Genomic DNA, 17635 nt, shown 5'->3' on the forward strand with positions numbered 1-17635 from the left:
CCCGCCCGCCGAGCCCGGCCGTCCCGCCCGCCCGGTCGCGGGCGACGCCTCCGGCTGGACCATGGACGAGCGGCTCTACAACCAGGTCTGGGGGATGTTCGAGGACCTGGCCCGCACGGCCGCGGCCTACCGCAGCGCCGTGGACTTCGCGGAGTCCCGGATGGAGCGCGAGCTGGACCGGGTGCTCTCCGATCCGCGCACCCGGGTGGGCCCGGCGGCCGACGCCGCCCGTGCCGAGGCGCGGGCCAGGCACACCGACCTCGTCGAGCAGGCCCGCGCCGCCCTCGACCGCGATCTGGCGCAGCTCACCGCCGAGGCCGAGGTGGTCGAGCCCGCGCTGCCGCCCGCCTACGCCCGCTGGGACAGCCCGGTGTGGCAGGCGTACCAGGTGCCGATGGAGATTCCGATGGCCCTGCGCCTGGGCGATCTGCACCTCCCGGAGCGCACCGATCTGCGCATCCCCATGCTGGTGCGGCTGCCGCTGGAGCGCGGGCTGTGGATCGACGCCGGGCGTCCGGGCTCGTTCGACGGCGGACCGGCCGACGCCGGGGAGCTGCGCGCGCTGGCCGCGGACACGGCCGTCGCGATCGCCGCGCGGCTGCTGGCGGTCTATCCGGCGGGGGAGTTCTCGGTGCGGGTGATCGACCCGGCGGGTTCGGCCGCGGGTTCGTTCGCCCCGCTGGTGGGGTCGGGCGCGCTGCGCGAGCCGCCGGCGGCCGGCGCCCAGGGGGTCTCCTCGGTGCTCGCCGCGCTGACCCGGCGGGTCGACCTGGTGCAGATGGCCGTCCGCAGTGGTGCCACGGACGCGCTGCCGCCCGATCTGGACACCGCCGAGCAGTTGCTGATCGTCCATGACTTCCCGCACGGTTTCGACGACCGGGCCGTCACCCAGCTGCGCTATCTGGCCGACGAGGGGCCCTCGGTGGGCGTGCATCTGATGATGGTCGCCGACCGCGAGGACGCGCGGGCCTACGGGCCGGTGCTGGACCCGCTGTGGCGGTCGCTGCTGCGGCTCACTCCGGTCGCCGACGACCATCTCGCCGACCCCTGGGTGGGCCATGCGTGGACGTACGAGCCGTCGATGGTGCCGCGCGGCAGCCAGGTGCTGCCCCAGGTGCTTCAGGCCGTGGTCAAGGCGATGCGGGACCGCCCGTCGTACGGCCACTGACCAGCTGTTTTGTCCAACTCTTTACTCTTCCATGGGAATTCCTGTACTCTTGTGTCTGCGGAGGGGAGTACTCCTGTAGCGGTGTTCCCGTCACCACGGGTTCCGTCCGGCCCCAGGAGGCCGGATGGAACCCCGGGACACCGGCCCAGGTCCGGCCACGGGCAGGGGCGGAAGAGACCTCCGGCAGCGACGACGCTGAAACTGCCGTACGAATGCCGGAGGAACAGTGGACGTATCCGTGGCCATGTGGGGGCTGACCATCGGCGGCCTCTGCGCACTCATCGCCGCCGACTTCTTCATAGGCGGGCGCAAGCCCCATGAGGTCTCCCTCAAGGAGGCCGGGATCTGGACCGCCGTCTGGGTCGCCCTCGCCGGGCTCTTCGGGCTCGGCCTGCTGGTCTTCGCGGGCGGCCAGCCGTCCGGCGAGTTCTTCGCCGGTTTCATCACCGAGAAGTCGCTGAGCGTCGACAACCTCTTCGTCTTCGTGCTGATCATGGCGAAATTCGCCGTGCCGACGGTCTACCAGCAGCGCGTGCTGATGGTGGGGGTGCTCATCGCGCTGGTGCTGCGCGCGGTCTTCATCGCCGCCGGAGCCGCGATCATCTCGACCTTCGCCTGGGTGTTCTACATCTTCGGCGCGTTCCTCATCTGGACGGCCTGGAAGCTGATCCAGGAGGCGCGGGCCGATGAGGAGGAAACGGAGTTCGAGGAGAACCGGCTGCTGAAGGCGGTCGAGAAGCGGTTCCCGTCCACCGACGGGTACCACGGCACCCAGCTGTTCATCGTGGAGAACGGCAAGCGGCTGATGACCCCGATGCTGATCGTCATGCTGGCGATCGGCACCACGGACGTCCTCTTCGCGCTGGACTCGATCCCCGCGATCTTCGGCCTCACCCAGGACCCGTACATCGTCTTCACCGCCAACGCCTTCGCCCTGATGGGACTGCGCCAGCTCTACTTCCTGATAGGCGGCCTGCTCAAGAAGCTGGTTCACCTCTCCTACGGGCTGTCGATCATCCTCGGCTTCATCGGCGTCAAGCTGGTGCTGCACGCCCTGCACGAGTCCGGGGCGCACGTCCCCGAGATCAGCATCCCGGTCTCGCTCGGCGTGATCTGCGCGGTCCTCGCCGTCACGACGGCCACGAGTCTGTACGCCTCGAGGAAACGAGCCCTGGCGGAGGCGGGGAACGGGGAGAGCCGGCTCCGGGACAAGGACAGCGCCGACGTCTGACGCGCCCGCGGCGTCACCGCCCTGACGGCGCCGGCAGCGCCGGAAGGCGTGCGGCGACCGTCCGCGCCCCGGAGCCGGGCGACCGGCTCACACAGCCGCCTCCCCGGCCTCCAGAGGCCGCACGGCCGATCGTCCGTCCTCCGGACGGTCGGCCGTCGGCCTCGTCTCCGGCAGCAGGGCGAAGCAGCCCAGGCTCAGCAGCGCCACCGCGGTCAGATACGCGGCGACGCCCCAGGGCGGGCCCTCGCCGTGGGACAGCGCCGTCGCCACGATCGGGGTGAGCGCCCCGCCCAGGACGCCCCCGAGGTTGTAGCCGAGCGCCGCGCCCGTACAGCGCACCCGCGCCTCGAACAGCTCGGGCAGATAGGCCGAGGTCACGGCGAACATGGTGATGAAGGCGAGTAGCGCGCCCAGGAAGCCCAGGAACATCAGCGGCGGCTGACCGGTGCGCAACAGCGCGATCAGCGGAAACATCCACACCACCGTGGCCACGCAGCCCGCCAGGCACAGCGGCCGCCGCCCGAAGCGGTCGCCGAGATGGGCCGCCAGGGGCGTCAGGACGCCCTTGACCGCCACGGCCGCCATGACGCACCCCAGCAGGGTCGTGCGCGCCACACCGAGCCGCTCCGTGCCGTACGCCAGGGACCAGGTCGTGACCGTGTAGAAGACGGCGTAGCCCACCGCCAGCCCACCCGCGGTCAGCAGGACCAGCCGCCAGTGGCCGCGCACCACCTCGGCCAGCGGCGCGGCGGCCCGCTCGTCACGCTCGGCCAGCTCCCGGAACCGCGGCGTCTCGGTCAGCCGGGTCCGCAGCAGCAGCCCGGCGCCCGCCAGCAGCCCCGCGCCCCAGAACGGCACCCGCCACCCCCAGGACCGGAACTCGCCCTCGTCCAGCGCGGCCGACAGGGCCAGCATCGTGCCGTTGGCCAGCAGAAAGCCGATGGCCGGGCCGACCTGTGGAAAGCCCGACCACAGTCCGCGCCGCTCCGGGGGCGCGTGCTCGGCGGTCAGCAGCACCGCGCCGCCCCATTCGCCGCCGAGCCCCAGCCCCTGCAGAAAGCGCAGCACGAGCAGCAGGACGGGGGCGGCGATACCGATCGCGCCGTAGGCCGGGACGAAGCCCACGGCGACGGTCGCGAGGCCGGTCAGCAGCAGTGAGGCGATGAGCACCGGCCGGCGGCCGTACCGGTCGCCGATGGGTCCGAAGAGCATCGAGCCCAGCGGCCGGGCCACGAAGCCGACGGCGAAGGTGCCGAACGCGGCGAGGGTGCCGGCCAGCGGGGAGAAGGTGGGGAAGAACAGCGGGCCGAGAACGAGCGCGGCGGCCGTGCCGTAGACGAAGAAGTCGTAGAACTCGATCGCGGTGCCGGCCAGGGACGCGGCGGCGAGGCGGGCCATGGACGGAGAGCGGTCATGGTGCATGACGCGCCAACCGTCACGGCCCGCCGGGGGTCACGGGGCGTACGGGGGTGCGCGGCGCGCGGGGGCCGCGTGCGAGCCGCTACCAGCCGCGCTCGCGCCACTCACCGAGGTGCGGGCGCTCGGCGCCGAGCGTGGTGTCGTCGCCGTGGCCGGGGTAGACCCAGGTCTCGTCCGGAAGCCGGTCGAACAGCTTGGTCTCCACGTCGTTGATCAGGCTCTCGAACGCCTTGGGGTCCTTGAAGGTGTTGCCGACCCCGCCCGGGAAGAGGCAGTCGCCGGTGAACACGTGGGGGTGGCCGTGCGGATCGTCGTAGATCAGGGCGATGCTGCCCGGGGTGTGGCCGACCAGGTGGCGGGCGGTCAGCTCGACCCGGCCGACCCGCAGCGTGTCACCGTCCTCGACCAGGACGTCGGTCCGCACCGGGATGCCCTCCGCGTCGTAGCGGCCCGCGTAGGTACGGGCGCCGGTGGCCTCCATCACCTCGCGCAGCGCGCCCCAGTGGTCCTGGTGGCGGTGGGTGGTGACCACGGACCCGATCCCGCTCTCGCCGATGAGGGAGAGCAGGGTGTGCGGCTCGGCCGCGGCGTCGATCAGCAGCTGTTCGTCGGTGGCCCGGCAGCGCAGCAGATAGGCGTTGTTGGCCATGGGGCCCACCGCGACCTTCGAGATCATGAGATCGGGCAGTTCATGCACATCCGCCGGTCCGCCGACCGTCACCACTCCGCTGTAGGTCATGGCCTCAGCCTAGTGCGGGCAGGACGGGCAAGGGACCGCCGGGGCGGGGGAGAACCGGGCCGGGGAGGACTGTGTCGGGAAGGCCGGGGAGGGCGGCGCCCGGGAATATCCGGTGCCCCGCGGGCCTTCTACCGATGAGTGCGGCGGGCCCGCTCCCGACGAGGCGTCGCGCGACGGAATCGCGGCGGGTGGATCCGCCCCGAGTGGATCCACCGGGGTGGCCGCGAGGAACATCAAAGGCGGACCGTGGGCGGGCGGTGGCAGCGTCTGCGGCGACCGCCCGGCGAGGCGCTCGTCGTCCGGGCCTCATCCGACCCCGGCCATCAGCCGACCGTAGTCCGCACCACACGATCGGGTGAAGTCGGCTCTCGGCTCCCGCAAATCGAATGTGCGTGCTATAGGCTCGGTGTGCTGCATCCTTAAGACATCGTCGTCGTGCCCCCATACCCTGGGTTTGGGGGCTTCGCTCCGCTCCGCCTCTGCTCCATCCGGCAGGGCCGCCCCGCGAGCGGGCTCGGCGCACCCCGTCTCTCTCAAGAAAGGTGCCGACCGGCGTGGCCGACCGTCTCATCGTTCGTGGCGCTCGCGAGCACAACCTCAAGAACGTCTCACTGGACCTTCCTCGCGACTCGCTCATCGTCTTCACCGGGCTGTCCGGGTCGGGCAAGTCGTCCCTCGCGTTCGACACGATCTTCGCCGAGGGGCAGCGCCGCTACGTCGAGTCGCTCTCCTCCTACGCCCGTCAGTTCCTGGGGCAGATGGACAAGCCCGATGTGGACTTCATCGAGGGCCTGTCCCCCGCGGTGTCGATCGACCAGAAGTCGACCTCGCGGAATCCGCGCTCGACGGTCGGCACGATCACCGAGGTCTATGACTACCTCCGGCTGCTGTTCGCCCGCATCGGCAAGCCGCACTGCCCGGAGTGCGGCCGCCCGATCGCCCGCCAGTCGCCGCAGGCGATCGTGGACCGGGTCCTGGAGCTTCCCGAGGGCAGCCGCTTCCAGGTGCTCTCCCCGCTGGTGCGCGAGCGCAAGGGGGAGTTCGTCGACCTCTTCTCCGATCTCCAGACCAAGGGCTACAGCCGGGCCCGGGTGGACGGCGCCACCATCCAGCTGGCCGACCCGCCGAAGCTGAAGAAGCAGGAGAAGCACACCATCGAGGTGGTCGTCGACCGCCTCACCGTCAAGGACAGCGCCAAGCGCCGGCTGACCGACTCGGTGGAGACCGCGCTCGGCCTCTCCGGCGGCATGGTGATCCTCGACTTCGTCGACCTCGACGAGGACGACCCGCAGCGGGAGCGGATGTTCTCCGAGCATCTGTACTGCCCGTACGACGATCTGTCCTTCGAGGAGCTGGAGCCGCGCACCTTCTCCTTCAACTCGCCCTTCGGCGCCTGCCCGGACTGCACCGGTATCGGCACCCGCATGGAGGTCGACCCCGAGCTGATCGTCCCGGACGAGGAGAAGTCGCTCGACGAGGGCGCCATCCACCCCTGGTCCCACGGCCACACCAAGGACTACTTCGGGCGGCTGGTCGGCGCGCTCGCCGACGCGCTGGGCTTCCGTACGGACGTCCCCTGGGCCGGGCTTCCGCAGCGCGCCAGGAAGGCGCTGCTCAACGGCCACCGCACCCAGATCGAGGTGCGCTACCGCAATCGCTACGGCCGCCAGCGGGCGTACACCACGGCCTTCGAAGGCGCGGTGCCCTATGTGAAGCGGCGCCATTCGGAGGCGGAGAGCGACGCCAGCCGGGAGCGGTTCGAGGGCTATATGCGCGAGGTGCCCTGCCCCACCTGTGAGGGCACCCGGCTCAAGCCGATCGTCCTGGCGGTCACCGTGCAGGGCAAGTCCATCGCGGACGTCTCGGCGATGTCGATCAGCGAATGCGCCGAGTTCCTGCGCGGTATGGAGCTGAGCCCGCGGGAGAAGACCATCGCCGAGCGGGTCCTCAAGGAGGTCAATGAGCGGCTGAGGTTCCTGGTCGACGTCGGCCTGGACTATCTCTCGCTCAACCGCGCGGCGGGCACCCTCTCCGGCGGTGAGGCCCAGCGCATCCGGCTGGCCACCCAGATCGGCTCCGGTCTGGTCGGCGTGCTCTACGTCCTGGACGAGCCCTCCATCGGGCTGCACCAGCGCGACAACCACCGGCTGATCGAGACGCTGGTGCGGCTGCGCGACCTCGGCAACACCCTGATCGTCGTGGAGCACGACGAGGACACCATCAAGACCTCGGACTGGGTGGTGGACATCGGTCCGGGCGCGGGTGAGCACGGCGGCAAGGTGGTGCACAGCGGGCCGCTGAGCGAGCTGCTGGTCAACGAGGAGTCGATGACCGGGCACTATCTTTCCGGGAAGAAGGCCATCCCCCTGCCGGCGGCGCGCCGGCCCATGGACCCCAAGCGGCGTCTGACGGTCCACGGCGCCCGGGAGAACAACCTCCAGGACATCGACGTGTCCTTCCCGCTGGGGGTGCTCACCGCCGTCACCGGCGTCTCCGGTTCGGGTAAGTCCACGCTGGTCAACGACATCCTCTACACCCATCTGGCCCGTGAGCTGAACGGCGCGCGGGCGGTTCCGGGACGGCACACCCGGGTCGCCGGCGACGACCTCGTCGACAAGGTGGTCCATGTCGACCAGTCGCCCATCGGCCGCACCCCGCGCTCGAACCCGGCGACGTACACCGGCGTCTTCGACCATGTGCGCAAGCTGTTCGCGGAGACGATGGAGGCCAAGGTCCGCGGGTATCAGCCCGGCCGGTTCTCCTTCAACGTCAAGGGCGGCCGCTGCGAGAACTGCTCCGGTGACGGCACCATCAAGATCGAGATGAACTTCCTGCCGGATGTGTACGTGCCGTGCGAGGTCTGCCACGGGGCGCGGTACAACCGGGAGACCCTGGAGGTGCACTACAAGGGCAAGTCCATCGCCGAGGTGCTGGACATGCCCATCGAGGAGGCGCTGGACTTCTTCGAGGCGGTGCCCACCATCGCCCGCCATCTGCGCACCCTCAACGAGGTCGGGCTCGGTTACGTCCGGCTCGGGCAGCCCGCGCCGACCCTCTCCGGCGGTGAGGCCCAGCGCGTCAAGCTGGCGAGCGAGCTGCAGAAGCGGTCGACCGGGCGCACGGTGTACGTCCTGGACGAGCCGACCACCGGTCTGCACTTCGAGGACATCAGCAAGCTGATCAGCGTGCTGTCCGGACTGGTCGACAAGGGCAACACCGTGATCGTCATCGAGCACAACCTCGATGTGATCAAGACGGCCGACTGGGTCGTGGACATGGGCCCCGAGGGCGGCAGCGGCGGCGGTCTGGTGATCGCCGAGGGCACCCCGGAGGAGGTGGCCTCCGTTCCGGCCAGCCACACCGGCAAGTTCCTGCGGGACATGCTGGGCGACCGGGTGAGCGACGCGACGGTGCCCGCCGCGCGCAACGGCGGCAGGAGCGCCAAGAAGGCGCCCGCCAAGCCCGCCAAGAAGGCCGCCGCCACGACCACGGCGGCCAAGAAGACCGCGTCGAAGAAGACCGCGGCCAAGAAGGCGGCGGCCAAGACCACGGTCGCCTCCCGGCGGACGGCCGCGAAGTAGCCGCGGGGTCGGCGCCGGGGCCGAAGGAGCCCCGGCGCCGCACCCGCACCGACCGGGCACGGCGCCGGTGTGCCGAGGGGTCAGGCCAGCTCGGAGGCGTAGGGCGGCTCCGCGCCCGCGCGGGAGCAGGTGAACGCGGCGGCACGGGCGGCGAAGCCCAGCACATCCCGCCAGGCCGCGTCGTCGAGCTTGGCCAGCGCGGGCGCCGACAGCGCCTGGTGGGCGGCCAGCCGGTGCAGCAGTGCGGCGTTCACGGTGTCGCCCGCCCCGATGGTGTCCACCACGTCCACCCGCTCGCCCGGCACCGAGAGGACCGAGCCGTCCTGGCGCCGCACGCTCAGCCCCTCCCCGCCCCGGGTGAGCACCACGGCCGCCGGGCCCGCCGCCAGCCACTCGCCCACGGCCGTCTCCACGTCCTCGGAGTCGGCCAGCCACCGCGCGTCCTCTATGGACAGCTTCAGCAGGCCGACATGGGGCAGCCAGCCGCGGAAGCGGGCGCGGTAGGCGTCGGCGTCGGGGATCAGGCCGGTGCGGATGTTGGGGTCCAGGAGGGTGAAGACCCCACGTGCGGCCTCCCGCCGCAGCAGCTCCTCGTACGCGCTCGCGCCCGGCTCCAGCACCAGCGAGCAGGTGCCCAGCGACAGCGCGCTCACCCCCTCGGGAAGGGACGGCGGCAGGGTGAAGAGCCGGTCCGCGGTGCCCTGCACATAGAAGCCGTATCCGGCCGAGCCGTCGGCCCCGATGGAGGCGACCGCGAGGGTCGTGGGCTCCTCACCGCGCTGCACCAGCGCGGTGTCCACGCCGTCCTTCCGCAACCCCGCCAGCAGCGCCTCCCCGAAGCCGTCCGTGGAGACCCGCGAGCAGAACGCGGTGGGCGAGCCGAGCCGCCCCAGCGCCAGCGCGGTGTTGTACGGGCCGCCGCCGCGCGCCGGCCGCAGCGCGGGCAGCCGGTCGCCCGCCGCGGCGCTCGACGTGCGCTCGGGCACGAGGTCGATCAGGGCTTCTCCGGCGACGACGATCACGAGACGGGGTCCTTTCCGGGGGGTCCGGGGGTTCCGGGGAGCGGTCGGTCGGGGTCTTCGGCCACACAGCCGCAGGAGGTGCGGTGGACGAAGGTGCAGGGCAGCCGCACGGTGCGCGGCGGCCGCCCCGGGTTCTCCAGCCGGTCGAGCAGCAGCCGGACGGCGGTGGCGCCGATCTCCCGGCTGGGCTGGGAGATCGCGGTGAGCCCGGGGGAGAAGACATCCGCCCAGGAGAAGTCGTCGAAGCAGACGAGCGCGAGATCGCCCGGCACGCTCAGACCCGCCCTCCGCAGGGCCCGCAGCGCTCCGATGGTCATCGCGTTGTTCGCGGTGATGATCGCGGTGGGCGGCTCGGGCGAGGCCAGCAGCCGGTGGACGGCGTCCTCCGCGCCCCCCGCCTCCGAGTGGCCGTCCGCCAGTAGCGCGGGCCGGAACGGCAGTCCGCGCCGCTCCAGCCCGGCCCGGTAGCCCGCGATCCGCTCGGTGGTGGTGCTCAGCCCGGGGAGCCCCGCGACCAGTCCGACGCGGGTGTGGCCGAGGTCGGCGAGGTGCAGCACCAGCTGTTCGACGGGCGGGGCGTTCTCGGCGCACACCTGGTCATGGGTGTCGCCGACCAGCCGGTCGAGGAGGACGGCGGGGACCTCGTGCCGGGTCAGGTAGTCCATCAGCCTGGCGGGCTCGGCCGACGGGGCGACGATCACGCCGTCCACTCGCCGCTCGTGGAGCAGCTGGACGGCCTTGCGCTCGTGCACGGGGTCGTCGTGCGGATCGGCGATCAGCAGCCCGTACCCCCGCTCCAGGGCGCTGGACTCGACGCCCTGGAGGATCTCGGTGACGTACGGATTGCTGATCGCCGAGACGGCCAGACCGATCGAGCGGGTGCGCGCGGTCACCAGGGAGCGCGCCAGCGTATTGGGGGTGTACCCGAGGTCGTCGATGGCCTCCAGCACGGCCCTGCGGGTGTCCGGGCGGACCGGCCGGGTCTCGTTGAGCACATGCGAGACGGTGGCCACGGACACCCCGGCGCGCCGGGCGACGTCGGCCATGGTTGCCATCCGCTGGGGTCTCCTCCGCGTCGAGGTCGTGGGTTCGCCGGGTTCGTCGGGTGTCCCGGGAGGCCGGGCGCGCCGAGGCCGTCGGGGCGTCGCCGCCGTTCCCGGTGGTCCGGCGGGCCGGGCCCCCGGGAACGGCAACGTATCGCATCCGCGGCGGGACGTAAACGCTTACGCAAGCGTTTACGTCCCGCCGGGAGGGCGGTGGCGGGCGGAGGGATCTGTGCCGGTATGGTCGGAGGGCCGCCACACCCCCAGGAGCCGTCCATGTCCAGCCAGCCCGCCTCCCGCCGAACCGTGCTGTGCTGCGCCGCGCTGGCCGGAGCCGCCGGGCTCGGGGCGGCGGCCTGCACCCCGGGCGGATCGGGCAAGAAGGCGTCCCCGACCCCCACCGCCCCCGTCGACCTCGGCTCGGCCGGTGTCGTCCCGGTCGGCGGCGCCAAGATCTACCGCGAGCAGCGGGTGGTGGTCGCCCAGCCCGCCAAGGGCGAGTTCACGGCGTTCAGCGCGGTGTGCACGCACGCCGGATGCGTCGTCGACAGCGTCGAGGACGGCAGGATCGGCTGCCCCTGCCACGGCAGCCAGTTCGACGCCCGTACCGGCAAGGTCATCGAGGGGCCCGCGGTCGCGCCGCTGCCGTCGGTCCCGGTCACCGCGAAGGGCGGACGGCTCGTCGCGGGCCCCGGCGCCTGAGCGGGTGCCCGGCGCCGCGGCGCCCCGGGCGGCTGAGGAATCCCCTGGGCCTCATCAAACCGCGTCCGGAGGGCGCCGGATGTGTCACTCCCCGCAAGTAGGGTGGTGACCATGGCCGACCCGAGCAGCTACCGCCCCAAGCCGGGACAGATCCCCGAGTCGCCGGGGGTCTACAAGTTCCGTGACGAGCACGGCCGGGTGATCTACGTCGGAAAGGCGAAGAGCCTGCGCCAGCGGCTCTCCTCGTACTTCCAGGACCTGGCGAACCTCCACCCGCGCACCCGCACCATGGTCACCACGGCCGCCGCCGTGGAGTGGACCGTGGTCTCCACCGAGGTCGAGGCCCTGCAGCTCGAGTACTCCTGGATCAAGGAGTTCGACCCCCGGTTCAACGTCAAGTACCGCGACGACAAGAGTTACCCCTCCCTCGCCGTCACCCTCAACGAGGAGTTCCCCCGGGTCCAGGTGATGCGCGGCGCCAAGAAGAAGGGCGTGCGCTACTTCGGTCCGTACGCCCACGCCTGGGCGATCCGGGAGACCGTCGACCTGATGCTGCGCGTGTTCCCCGTCCGGACCTGCTCCGCCGGGGTGTTCAAGCGCTCCGCCCAGATCGGCCGCCCCTGTCTGCTCGGCTACATCGGCAAGTGCTCGGCCCCCTGCGTCGGCCGCGTCACCGCCGAGGAGCACCGCGAACTCGCCGAGGAGTTCTGCGACTTCATGGCCGGCCGCACCGGCACCTATCTGCGCCGCCTGGAGCAGCGGATGCACGAGGCGGCCGAGGAGATGGAGTACGAGCGGGCGGCCCGGCTCCGTGACGACATAGGGGCGCTCAAGCGCGCCATGGAGAAGAACGCGGTGGTCCTCGCCGATGCCACCGACGCCGATCTGATAGCGGTCGCCGAGGACGAGCTGGAGGCGGCGGTCCAGATCTTCCACGTGCGCGGCGGCCGGGTGCGCGGTCAGCGCGGCTGGGTCACCGACAAGGTCGAGGCCGTCGACACCGCCGGGCTGGTCGAGCACGCCCTCCAGCAGCTGTACGGGGAGGAGCGCGGCGACGCCGTCCCCAAGGAGGTCCTGGTGCCCGCCGTGCCGGACCCGGCCGAGCCGGTCACCCAGTGGCTCACCGAGCGCCGGGGCTCCCGGGTCGATCTGCGCGTCCCGCAGCGCGGCGACAAGAAGGACCTGATGGCGACCGTCCAGCGCAACGCCCAGCAGGCGCTCGCGCTGCACAAGACCAAGCGCGCCTCCGACCTCACCACGCGCTCCCGGGCGCTGGAGGAGATCGCCGAGGCCCTGGGGCTGGACTCCGCCCCGCTGCGCGTCGAGTGCTTCGACATCTCCCATCTGCAGGGCGATGACGTGGTGGCCTCCATGGTGGTCTTCGAGGACGGGCTCCCCCGTAAGAGTGAGTACCGCCGCTTCCAGATCAAGAGCTTCGCCGGGCAGGACGATGTCCGCTCCATGCACGAGGTCGTCAGCCGCCGCTTCCGCCGCTACCTGCAGGAGAAGCAGAAGACGGGGGAGTGGGAGGAGGAGGCCGCCCGAGCCGCCGAGGAAGCCGCCGGAGCCGCCAGAGCCGCCAGAGCCGCCGGGGAAGCCGAGGAAGCCACCGGAGCCACCGGGGACGCTCCCGGAGCCGCCGGGGCTGCCTCCGGTTCCGCCATGCCCCCCGGAGCCCCCGGGCTCACCGAGGCCACCGGGAGCACCGGCACGACCGGCACGACCGGCACCACCGGACCCGCCGGGCAGCCCCTCGACGGGCCCGCCGAGGGGCCCTCCGGCCCGATCGGCGAGGACGGCAGGCCGAAGCGGTTCGCCTACCCGCCCCAGCTGGTCGTGGTCGACGGTGGGAAGCCGCAGGTGGCCGCCGCCCAGCGGGCCCTGGACGAGCTCGGCGTCGACGATGTCGCCGTCTGCGGCCTCGCCAAGCGGCTCGAGGAGGTGTGGCTGCCGGACGAGGACGACCCGGTGGTGCTGCCCCGCAGCAGCGAGGGGCTCTACCTCCTCCAGCGGGTCCGTGACGAGGCCCACCGCTTCGCCATCACCTATCAGCGCAGCAAGCGCGCCAAGTCGATGAAGGCCGGGCCGCTGGACACCGTTCCCGGCCTCGGCGACAGCCGTAAGCAGGCGCTGCTGAAGCACTTCGGCTCCGTCAAGCGGCTGCGCGCCGCCACGGTCGAGCAGATCTGCGAGGTGCCGGGCGTCGGCCGTAAGACGGCCGAGACGGTGGCCGCGGCGCTCGCCGGGGCCGCCCCGGCCGCGCCCGCCGTGAACACCGCCACAGGAGAGATCATTGAAGACGAGGCCACCGGCACGGCGGCGTCGTCGAACGGGGGCACGAGACCATGACCGAGCACGTGAACCACGGAGACGGAGCGCAGGTGAATACGGGCACGTCGGGAGAGTCCGCCGAGGCGGTGGCCATCCCCGAGCTGGTGATCATCTCTGGAATGTCGGGCGCGGGCCGCAGCACCGCGGCCAAGTGTCTGGAGGACCTCGGCTGGTTCGTCGTGGACAACCTGCCGCCCGCGCTGATCCCCACCATGGTCGATCTGGGCGCCCGCTCGCAGGGCAATGTGGCCCGGATCGCCGTGGTGGTGGACGTCCGCGGCCGCCGCTTCTTCGACAACCTCCGGGAGTCCCTCGCCGACCTCGCCGCCAAGAACGTCAAGCGGCGCGTGCTGTTCCTGGAGGCGTCCGACGAGGCCCTGGTGCGCCGTTTCGAGTCCGTGCGCCGCCCGCACCCGCTCCAGGGCGACGGCCGGATCGTGGACGGCATCGCCGCCGAGCGCGATCTGCTGCGCGAGCTGCGCGGAGACGCCGATCTGGTGATCGACACCTCCAGCCTCAACGTCCATGAGCTGCGCGCCAAGATGGACGCCCAGTTCGCGGGCGAGGAGGAGCCCGAGCTGCGGGCCACCGTGATGTCGTTCGGCTACAAGTACGGTCTGCCGGTCGACGCCGATCTGGTGGTGGACTGCCGCTTCCTGCCCAATCCGCACTGGGTCCCCGAGCTGCGCCCCTTCACCGGGCTCAACGAGGAGGTCTCCGGCTACGTCTTCAACCAGCCGGGCGCCAAGGAGTTCCTCGACCGCTACGCGGAGCTGCTCCAGCTCATCGCCGCGGGCTACCGCCGCGAGGGCAAGCGCTATGTGACCATCGCCGTCGGCTGCACCGGCGGCAAGCACCGCAGTGTCGCGATGTCCGAGCGGCTCGCCCCGCGGCTGGCCGCCGAGGGAGTGGAGACCGTCATCGTCCACCGGGACATGGGGCGCGAGTGACCATCCGTACCAGACGGCTGCGGCGGCTGGTCGGGGCGCGGACGAGCCGGGGCGCGCAGCCCAAGGTCGTCGCGCTGGGCGGCGGCATGGGCCTGTCGGCATCGCTCGCCGCGCTGCGCCGGATCACCGGGGATCTGACCGCCGTCGTCACCGTGGCCGACGACGGGGGCTCCAGTGGACGGCTCCGCGAGGAGCTGGACGTGCTGCCGCCCGGCGACCTGCGCAAGGCCCTGGCCGCGCTGTGCGGTGACGACGACTGGGGCCAGACCTGGGCGCGGGTCATCCAGCACCGCTTCATCAGCGAGGGGGAGCTGCACGGCCACGCGGTCGGCAATCTGCTGATCGTCGCGCTGTGGGAACAGCTGGGCGACCATGTGGAGGCGCTCGACCTGGTCGGCAAGTTGCTGGGCGCCCACGGCCGGGTGCTGCCCATGTCGGCCGTCCCCCTGGAGCTCCAGGCGTACGTCCGGGGCCATGACCCGGCGCGCCCGGACGAGGTCTCCACCGTCGCCGGGCAGGCCACCGTGGCCCTCACCCCCGGTGAGGTGCAGTCGGTCCATCTGGTGCCGCACGATCCGCCGGCCGTCCCCGAGGCCGTCGAGGCGGTCATGGACGCCGACTGGGTGGTGCTGGGGCCCGGCTCCTGGTTCTCCTCCGTGATCCCGCACCTGCTGGTGCCCGATCTGCTCAAGGCGCTCACCGAGACCAAGGCCCGGCGGGTGCTGTCGCTGAACCTCGCCCCTCAGCCGGGAGAAACCGACGGCTTCTCCCCGCAGCGTCATTTGGAGGTTTTGGCCCGACACGCCCCTAAACTCGCCTTCGACGTGGTGCTGGCCGACGAGGCCGCCGTCCCCGACCAGAGCAGTCTGTGCGACGCCGCCAAGCGGCTGGGCGGCACGGTCGAGCTGGCGCCGGTGGCGTCGACCGACGGTGCCCCGAAGCATGACCCGGAGCTTCTGGCGGCCGCGTACGACCGTATTTTTCGGATGCATGGAAGGATCGGCCCATGGCGATGACGGCAGCGGTGAAGGACGAAATCTCCCGGCTCCCCGTCACCCGGACCTGCTGCCGGAAAGCGGAGGTCTCGGCGATCCTGCGGTTCGCGGGCGGGCTGCATCTGGTCAGCGGGCGCATCGTGATCGAGGCGGAGCTGGACACCGGGATCGCCGCCCGCAGAGTCCGCAAGGACATCCTGGAGATCTTCGGCCACTCCTCGGACCTGGTGGTGATGGCCCCCGGCGGGCTGCGCCGCGGCAGCCGTTATGTGGTGCGGGTGGTGGCGGGCGGTGACCAGCTGGCACGGCAGACCGGCCTGGTCGACGGCCGCGGCCGGCCGATCCGCGGGCTGCCGCCGCAGGTGGTCTCCGGCGCCACCTGTGACGCCGAGGCGGCCTGGCGCGGCGCCTTCCTCGCCCATGGCTCGCTCACCGAACCGGGCCGGTCGTCCTCCCTGGAAGTGACCTGCCCCGGTCCGGAGGCCGCCCTCGCCCTGGTCGGCGCCGCCCGCCGGCTGCAGATCGCCGCCAAGGCCCGCGAGGTGCGCGGGGTGGACCGGGTGGTCGTCCGGGACGGTGATGCCATCGGCGCGCTATTGACGCGGCTGGGGGCGCACGAGTCGGTCCTCGCGTGGGAGGAGCGGCGGATGCGGCGCGAGGTGCGGGCGACCGCCAACCGCCTCGCCAACTTCGACGACGCCAATCTGCGCCGCTCGGCCCGTGCCGCCGTCGCCGCCGGGGCCAGGGTGCAGCGTGCCCTGGAGATCCTGGGCGAGGAGGTGCCCGAGCACCTCGCCGCGGCCGGCCGGCTGCGCATGGAGCACAAGCAGGCGTCCCTGGAGGAGCTGGGCGCCCTCGCCGACCCGCCGCTGACCAAGGACGCCGTCGCGGGCCGCATCCGGCGGCTGCTGGCCATGGCCGACAAGCGCGCCCAGGATCTGGGCATCCCCGGCACCGAGTCCAGCCTGACCGAGGAGATGGCCGACGGCATGGTCGGCTGAGGTGCCGGCTGAGGTCTTCGCGAGCGGCTCATGAGCTGCGCCCCCGGATCAGATGAGCGATCCGGGGGCGTGCGCGTCCGCGGGGCCCACGGCCGGCGGCGCCGCCGCGGACCGGCGAGGGCTTCAACCGCCGCCTGTCCACCGCCGGAGGCGCGGCCCGGAGCAGGTCCCGGAGCAGGTCCCGAAGGCCGCCCGGAGGCCGCTCGGAGGGGCCGTCCGGTGGGCGACGCGCGGCGTGCGCTGCGTCGTTGACAGGGCGTGACAAACCGTGACTGAATCGGCGGGCCGTGTACCACTTTCCGGTGGTCATGGGCCGCCGATGCCAATGTCACGCACGTCCCGTGATAGCGGTAGGGTCGGAGGCGGTCGGGGACATCCCATACACGTTCGCCGGCGTCCAGACCGGCACACCAACGAGGAGATCGGTTCGTGACGATCCGCGTAGGCATCAACGGCTTCGGCCGCATCGGCCGCAACTACTTCCGCGCGCTCCTTGAGCAGGGCGCGGACATCGAGATCGTCGGTGTCAACGACCTGACCGACAACGCCACCCTGGTGCACCTGCTCAAGTACGACACCATCCTCGGCCGGCTGAAGCACGAGGTCAGCCACACCGAGGACACCATCACGGTGGGCAACCAGACCTTCAAGACGATGGCCGAGCGCGACCCGGCCGCCCTTCCGTGGGGCGAGCTCGGCGCCGACATCGTGGTGGAGTCCACCGGTATCTTCACCAAGCGCGAGGACGCCGCCAAGCACCTCGCCGCCGGCGCCAAGAAGGTCCTGATCTCCGCGCCCGCCAAGGACGAGGACATCACGATCGTGATGGGCGTCAACAACGACAAGTACGACCCGGCGAACCACCACGTCATCTCCAACGCCTCCTGCACCACCAACTGTGTGGCGCCGATGGCCAAGGTCCTCGACGAGAGCTTCGGCATCGTCAAGGGCATGATGACGACGGTTCACGCGTACACCAACGACCAGCGCATTCTGGACTTCCCGCACAAGGACCTGCGTCGCGCCCGCGCGGCCGCCGAGAACATCATCCCGACCTCCACCGGTGCCGCCAAGGCCACCGCGCTGGTCCTCCCGCAGCTCAAGGGCAAGCTGGACGGCATCGCGATGCGCGTCCCGGTTCCCACCGGCTCGGTCACCGACCTCGTCCTGGAGCTCGACCGCGAGGTCACCAAGGACGAGATCAACACCGCCTTCCAGAAGGCCGCCGAGGGGCAGCTGAAGGGCATCCTCGAGTACACCGAGGACCCGATCGTCTCCTCGGACATCGTCAACTGGCCCGCGTCCTGCACCTTCGACTCCTCCCTGACCATGGTCCAGGGCAAGCAGGTCAAGGTCGTCGGCTGGTACGACAACGAGTGGGGCTACTCCAACCGCCTCGTCGACCTGACCGTCTTCGTCGGCGGCCGGCTCTGACCGCTGTCCCGATGAGCTA

12 protein-coding genes and 1 pseudogene are annotated in these 17635 nt (G+C 71.7%); 9 read left to right on the top strand and 4 right to left on the bottom strand.

The features are described from left to right. Positions 1-1168, top strand: a pseudogene (locus AXW62_RS18565) (TerD family protein); the annotation flags it as partial. A gap of 226 nt (positions 1169-1394) precedes the next feature. Continuing rightward, a complete protein-coding gene (locus tag AXW62_RS18570; protein ID WP_079105628.1) occupies positions 1395-2399 on the top strand; it encodes a TerC family protein in 1005 nt (334 codons plus the stop codon). 87 nt (positions 2400-2486) lie between these two features. Here AXW62_RS18570 and AXW62_RS18575 read toward each other — a convergent pair whose 3' ends face one another. Beyond that, positions 2487-3797, bottom strand: coding sequence for an MFS transporter (locus AXW62_RS18575; RefSeq protein WP_060945512.1), 1311 nt, complete (start codon positions 3795-3797; stop codon positions 2487-2489). A 103-nt stretch (positions 3798-3900) separates the two neighbouring features. Then, a complete protein-coding gene (locus AXW62_RS18580; protein WP_060945513.1) occupies positions 3901-4557 on the bottom strand; it encodes an MBL fold metallo-hydrolase in 657 nt (218 codons plus the stop codon). A gap of 554 nt (positions 4558-5111) precedes the next feature. Between AXW62_RS18580 and uvrA the strand changes: the two genes are divergently transcribed. Continuing rightward, positions 5112-8138, top strand: a complete 3027-nt coding sequence (uvrA, locus tag AXW62_RS18585) for an excinuclease ABC subunit UvrA (RefSeq protein WP_060945514.1) — start codon at positions 5112-5114, stop codon at positions 8136-8138. Positions 8139-8218: 80 nt separating this feature from the next. Here uvrA and AXW62_RS18590 read toward each other — a convergent pair whose 3' ends face one another. Together AXW62_RS18590 and AXW62_RS18595 are read right to left on the bottom strand one after the other, a co-directional pair. Then, positions 8219-9160, bottom strand: a complete 942-nt coding sequence (locus tag AXW62_RS18590; protein WP_060945515.1) for a carbohydrate kinase family protein — start codon at positions 9158-9160, stop codon at positions 8219-8221. Next, positions 9157-10215 carry a LacI family DNA-binding transcriptional regulator gene (locus tag AXW62_RS18595; RefSeq protein ID WP_060945516.1) on the bottom strand — a complete coding sequence of 353 codons (1059 nt, stop codon included), beginning with the start codon at positions 10213-10215 and terminating at the stop codon, positions 9157-9159. The genes AXW62_RS18590 and AXW62_RS18595 overlap by 4 nt, the downstream gene beginning before the upstream one ends. Positions 10216-10479: 264 nt before the next feature. Here AXW62_RS18595 and AXW62_RS18600 point away from each other — a divergent pair, with 264 nt between their 5' ends. The 6 genes from AXW62_RS18600 (at position 10480) to gap (ending at position 17616) form a co-directional block, all read left to right on the top strand. After that, positions 10480-10905, top strand: a complete 426-nt coding sequence (locus AXW62_RS18600; protein WP_060945517.1) for a QcrA and Rieske domain-containing protein — start codon at positions 10480-10482, stop codon at positions 10903-10905. Between the two features lie 111 nt (positions 10906-11016). Then, positions 11017-13254 (top strand): excinuclease ABC subunit UvrC, encoded by a 2238-nt coding sequence (gene uvrC / locus AXW62_RS18605; protein ID WP_060945534.1) that lies wholly within the window; start codon positions 11017-11019, stop codon positions 13252-13254. Then, a complete protein-coding gene (gene rapZ / locus AXW62_RS18610; RefSeq protein ID WP_030840935.1) occupies positions 13251-14186 on the top strand; it encodes an RNase adapter RapZ in 936 nt (311 codons plus the stop codon). The genes uvrC and rapZ overlap by 4 nt, the downstream gene beginning before the upstream one ends. Next, the gene (locus tag AXW62_RS18615) at positions 14183-15202 is read left to right on the top strand and encodes a gluconeogenesis factor YvcK family protein (protein ID WP_030840938.1); all 1020 of its coding nucleotides are present in this window, start codon (positions 14183-14185) and stop codon (positions 15200-15202) included. Before rapZ ends, AXW62_RS18615 begins: the two co-directional genes overlap by 4 nt. Then, positions 15193-16182: a DNA-binding protein WhiA gene (whiA, locus tag AXW62_RS18620; RefSeq protein ID WP_030840944.1), complete on the top strand. Its 990-nt coding sequence runs from the start codon at positions 15193-15195 to the stop codon at positions 16180-16182. Before AXW62_RS18615 ends, whiA begins: the two co-directional genes overlap by 10 nt. A 429-nt stretch (positions 16183-16611) precedes the next feature. After that, positions 16612-17616, top strand: a complete 1005-nt coding sequence (gene gap, locus AXW62_RS18625) for a type I glyceraldehyde-3-phosphate dehydrogenase (protein WP_030840947.1) — start codon at positions 16612-16614, stop codon at positions 17614-17616. The last annotated feature ends 19 nt before the right edge of the window (positions 17617-17635 follow it).

Source organism: Streptomyces hygroscopicus subsp. hygroscopicus (assembly GCF_001553455.1).
GTDB lineage: Bacteria > Actinomycetota > Actinomycetes > Streptomycetales > Streptomycetaceae > Streptomyces > Streptomyces hygroscopicus.

Bases quoted from the DNA above. Each gene is read 5' to 3' on its own strand.
- AXW62_RS18575 (WP_060945512.1), bottom strand. From the start codon at position 3,797: ATGGCCCGCCTCGCCGCCGCGTCCCTGGCCGGCACCGCGATCGAGTTC.
- AXW62_RS18580 (WP_060945513.1), bottom strand. From the start codon at position 4,557: ATGACCTACAGCGGAGTGGTGACGGTCGGCGGACCGGCGGATGTGCAT.
- AXW62_RS18595 (WP_060945516.1), bottom strand. From the start codon at position 10,215: ATGGCAACCATGGCCGACGTCGCCCGGCGCGCCGGGGTGTCCGTGGCC.
- AXW62_RS18600 (WP_060945517.1), top strand. From the start codon at position 10,480: ATGTCCAGCCAGCCCGCCTCCCGCCGAACCGTGCTGTGCTGCGCCGCG.
- uvrC (WP_060945534.1), top strand. From the start codon at position 11,017: ATGGCCGACCCGAGCAGCTACCGCCCCAAGCCGGGACAGATCCCCGAG.
- rapZ (WP_030840935.1), top strand. From the start codon at position 13,251: ATGACCGAGCACGTGAACCACGGAGACGGAGCGCAGGTGAATACGGGC.
- whiA (WP_030840944.1), top strand. From the start codon at position 15,193: ATGGCGATGACGGCAGCGGTGAAGGACGAAATCTCCCGGCTCCCCGTC.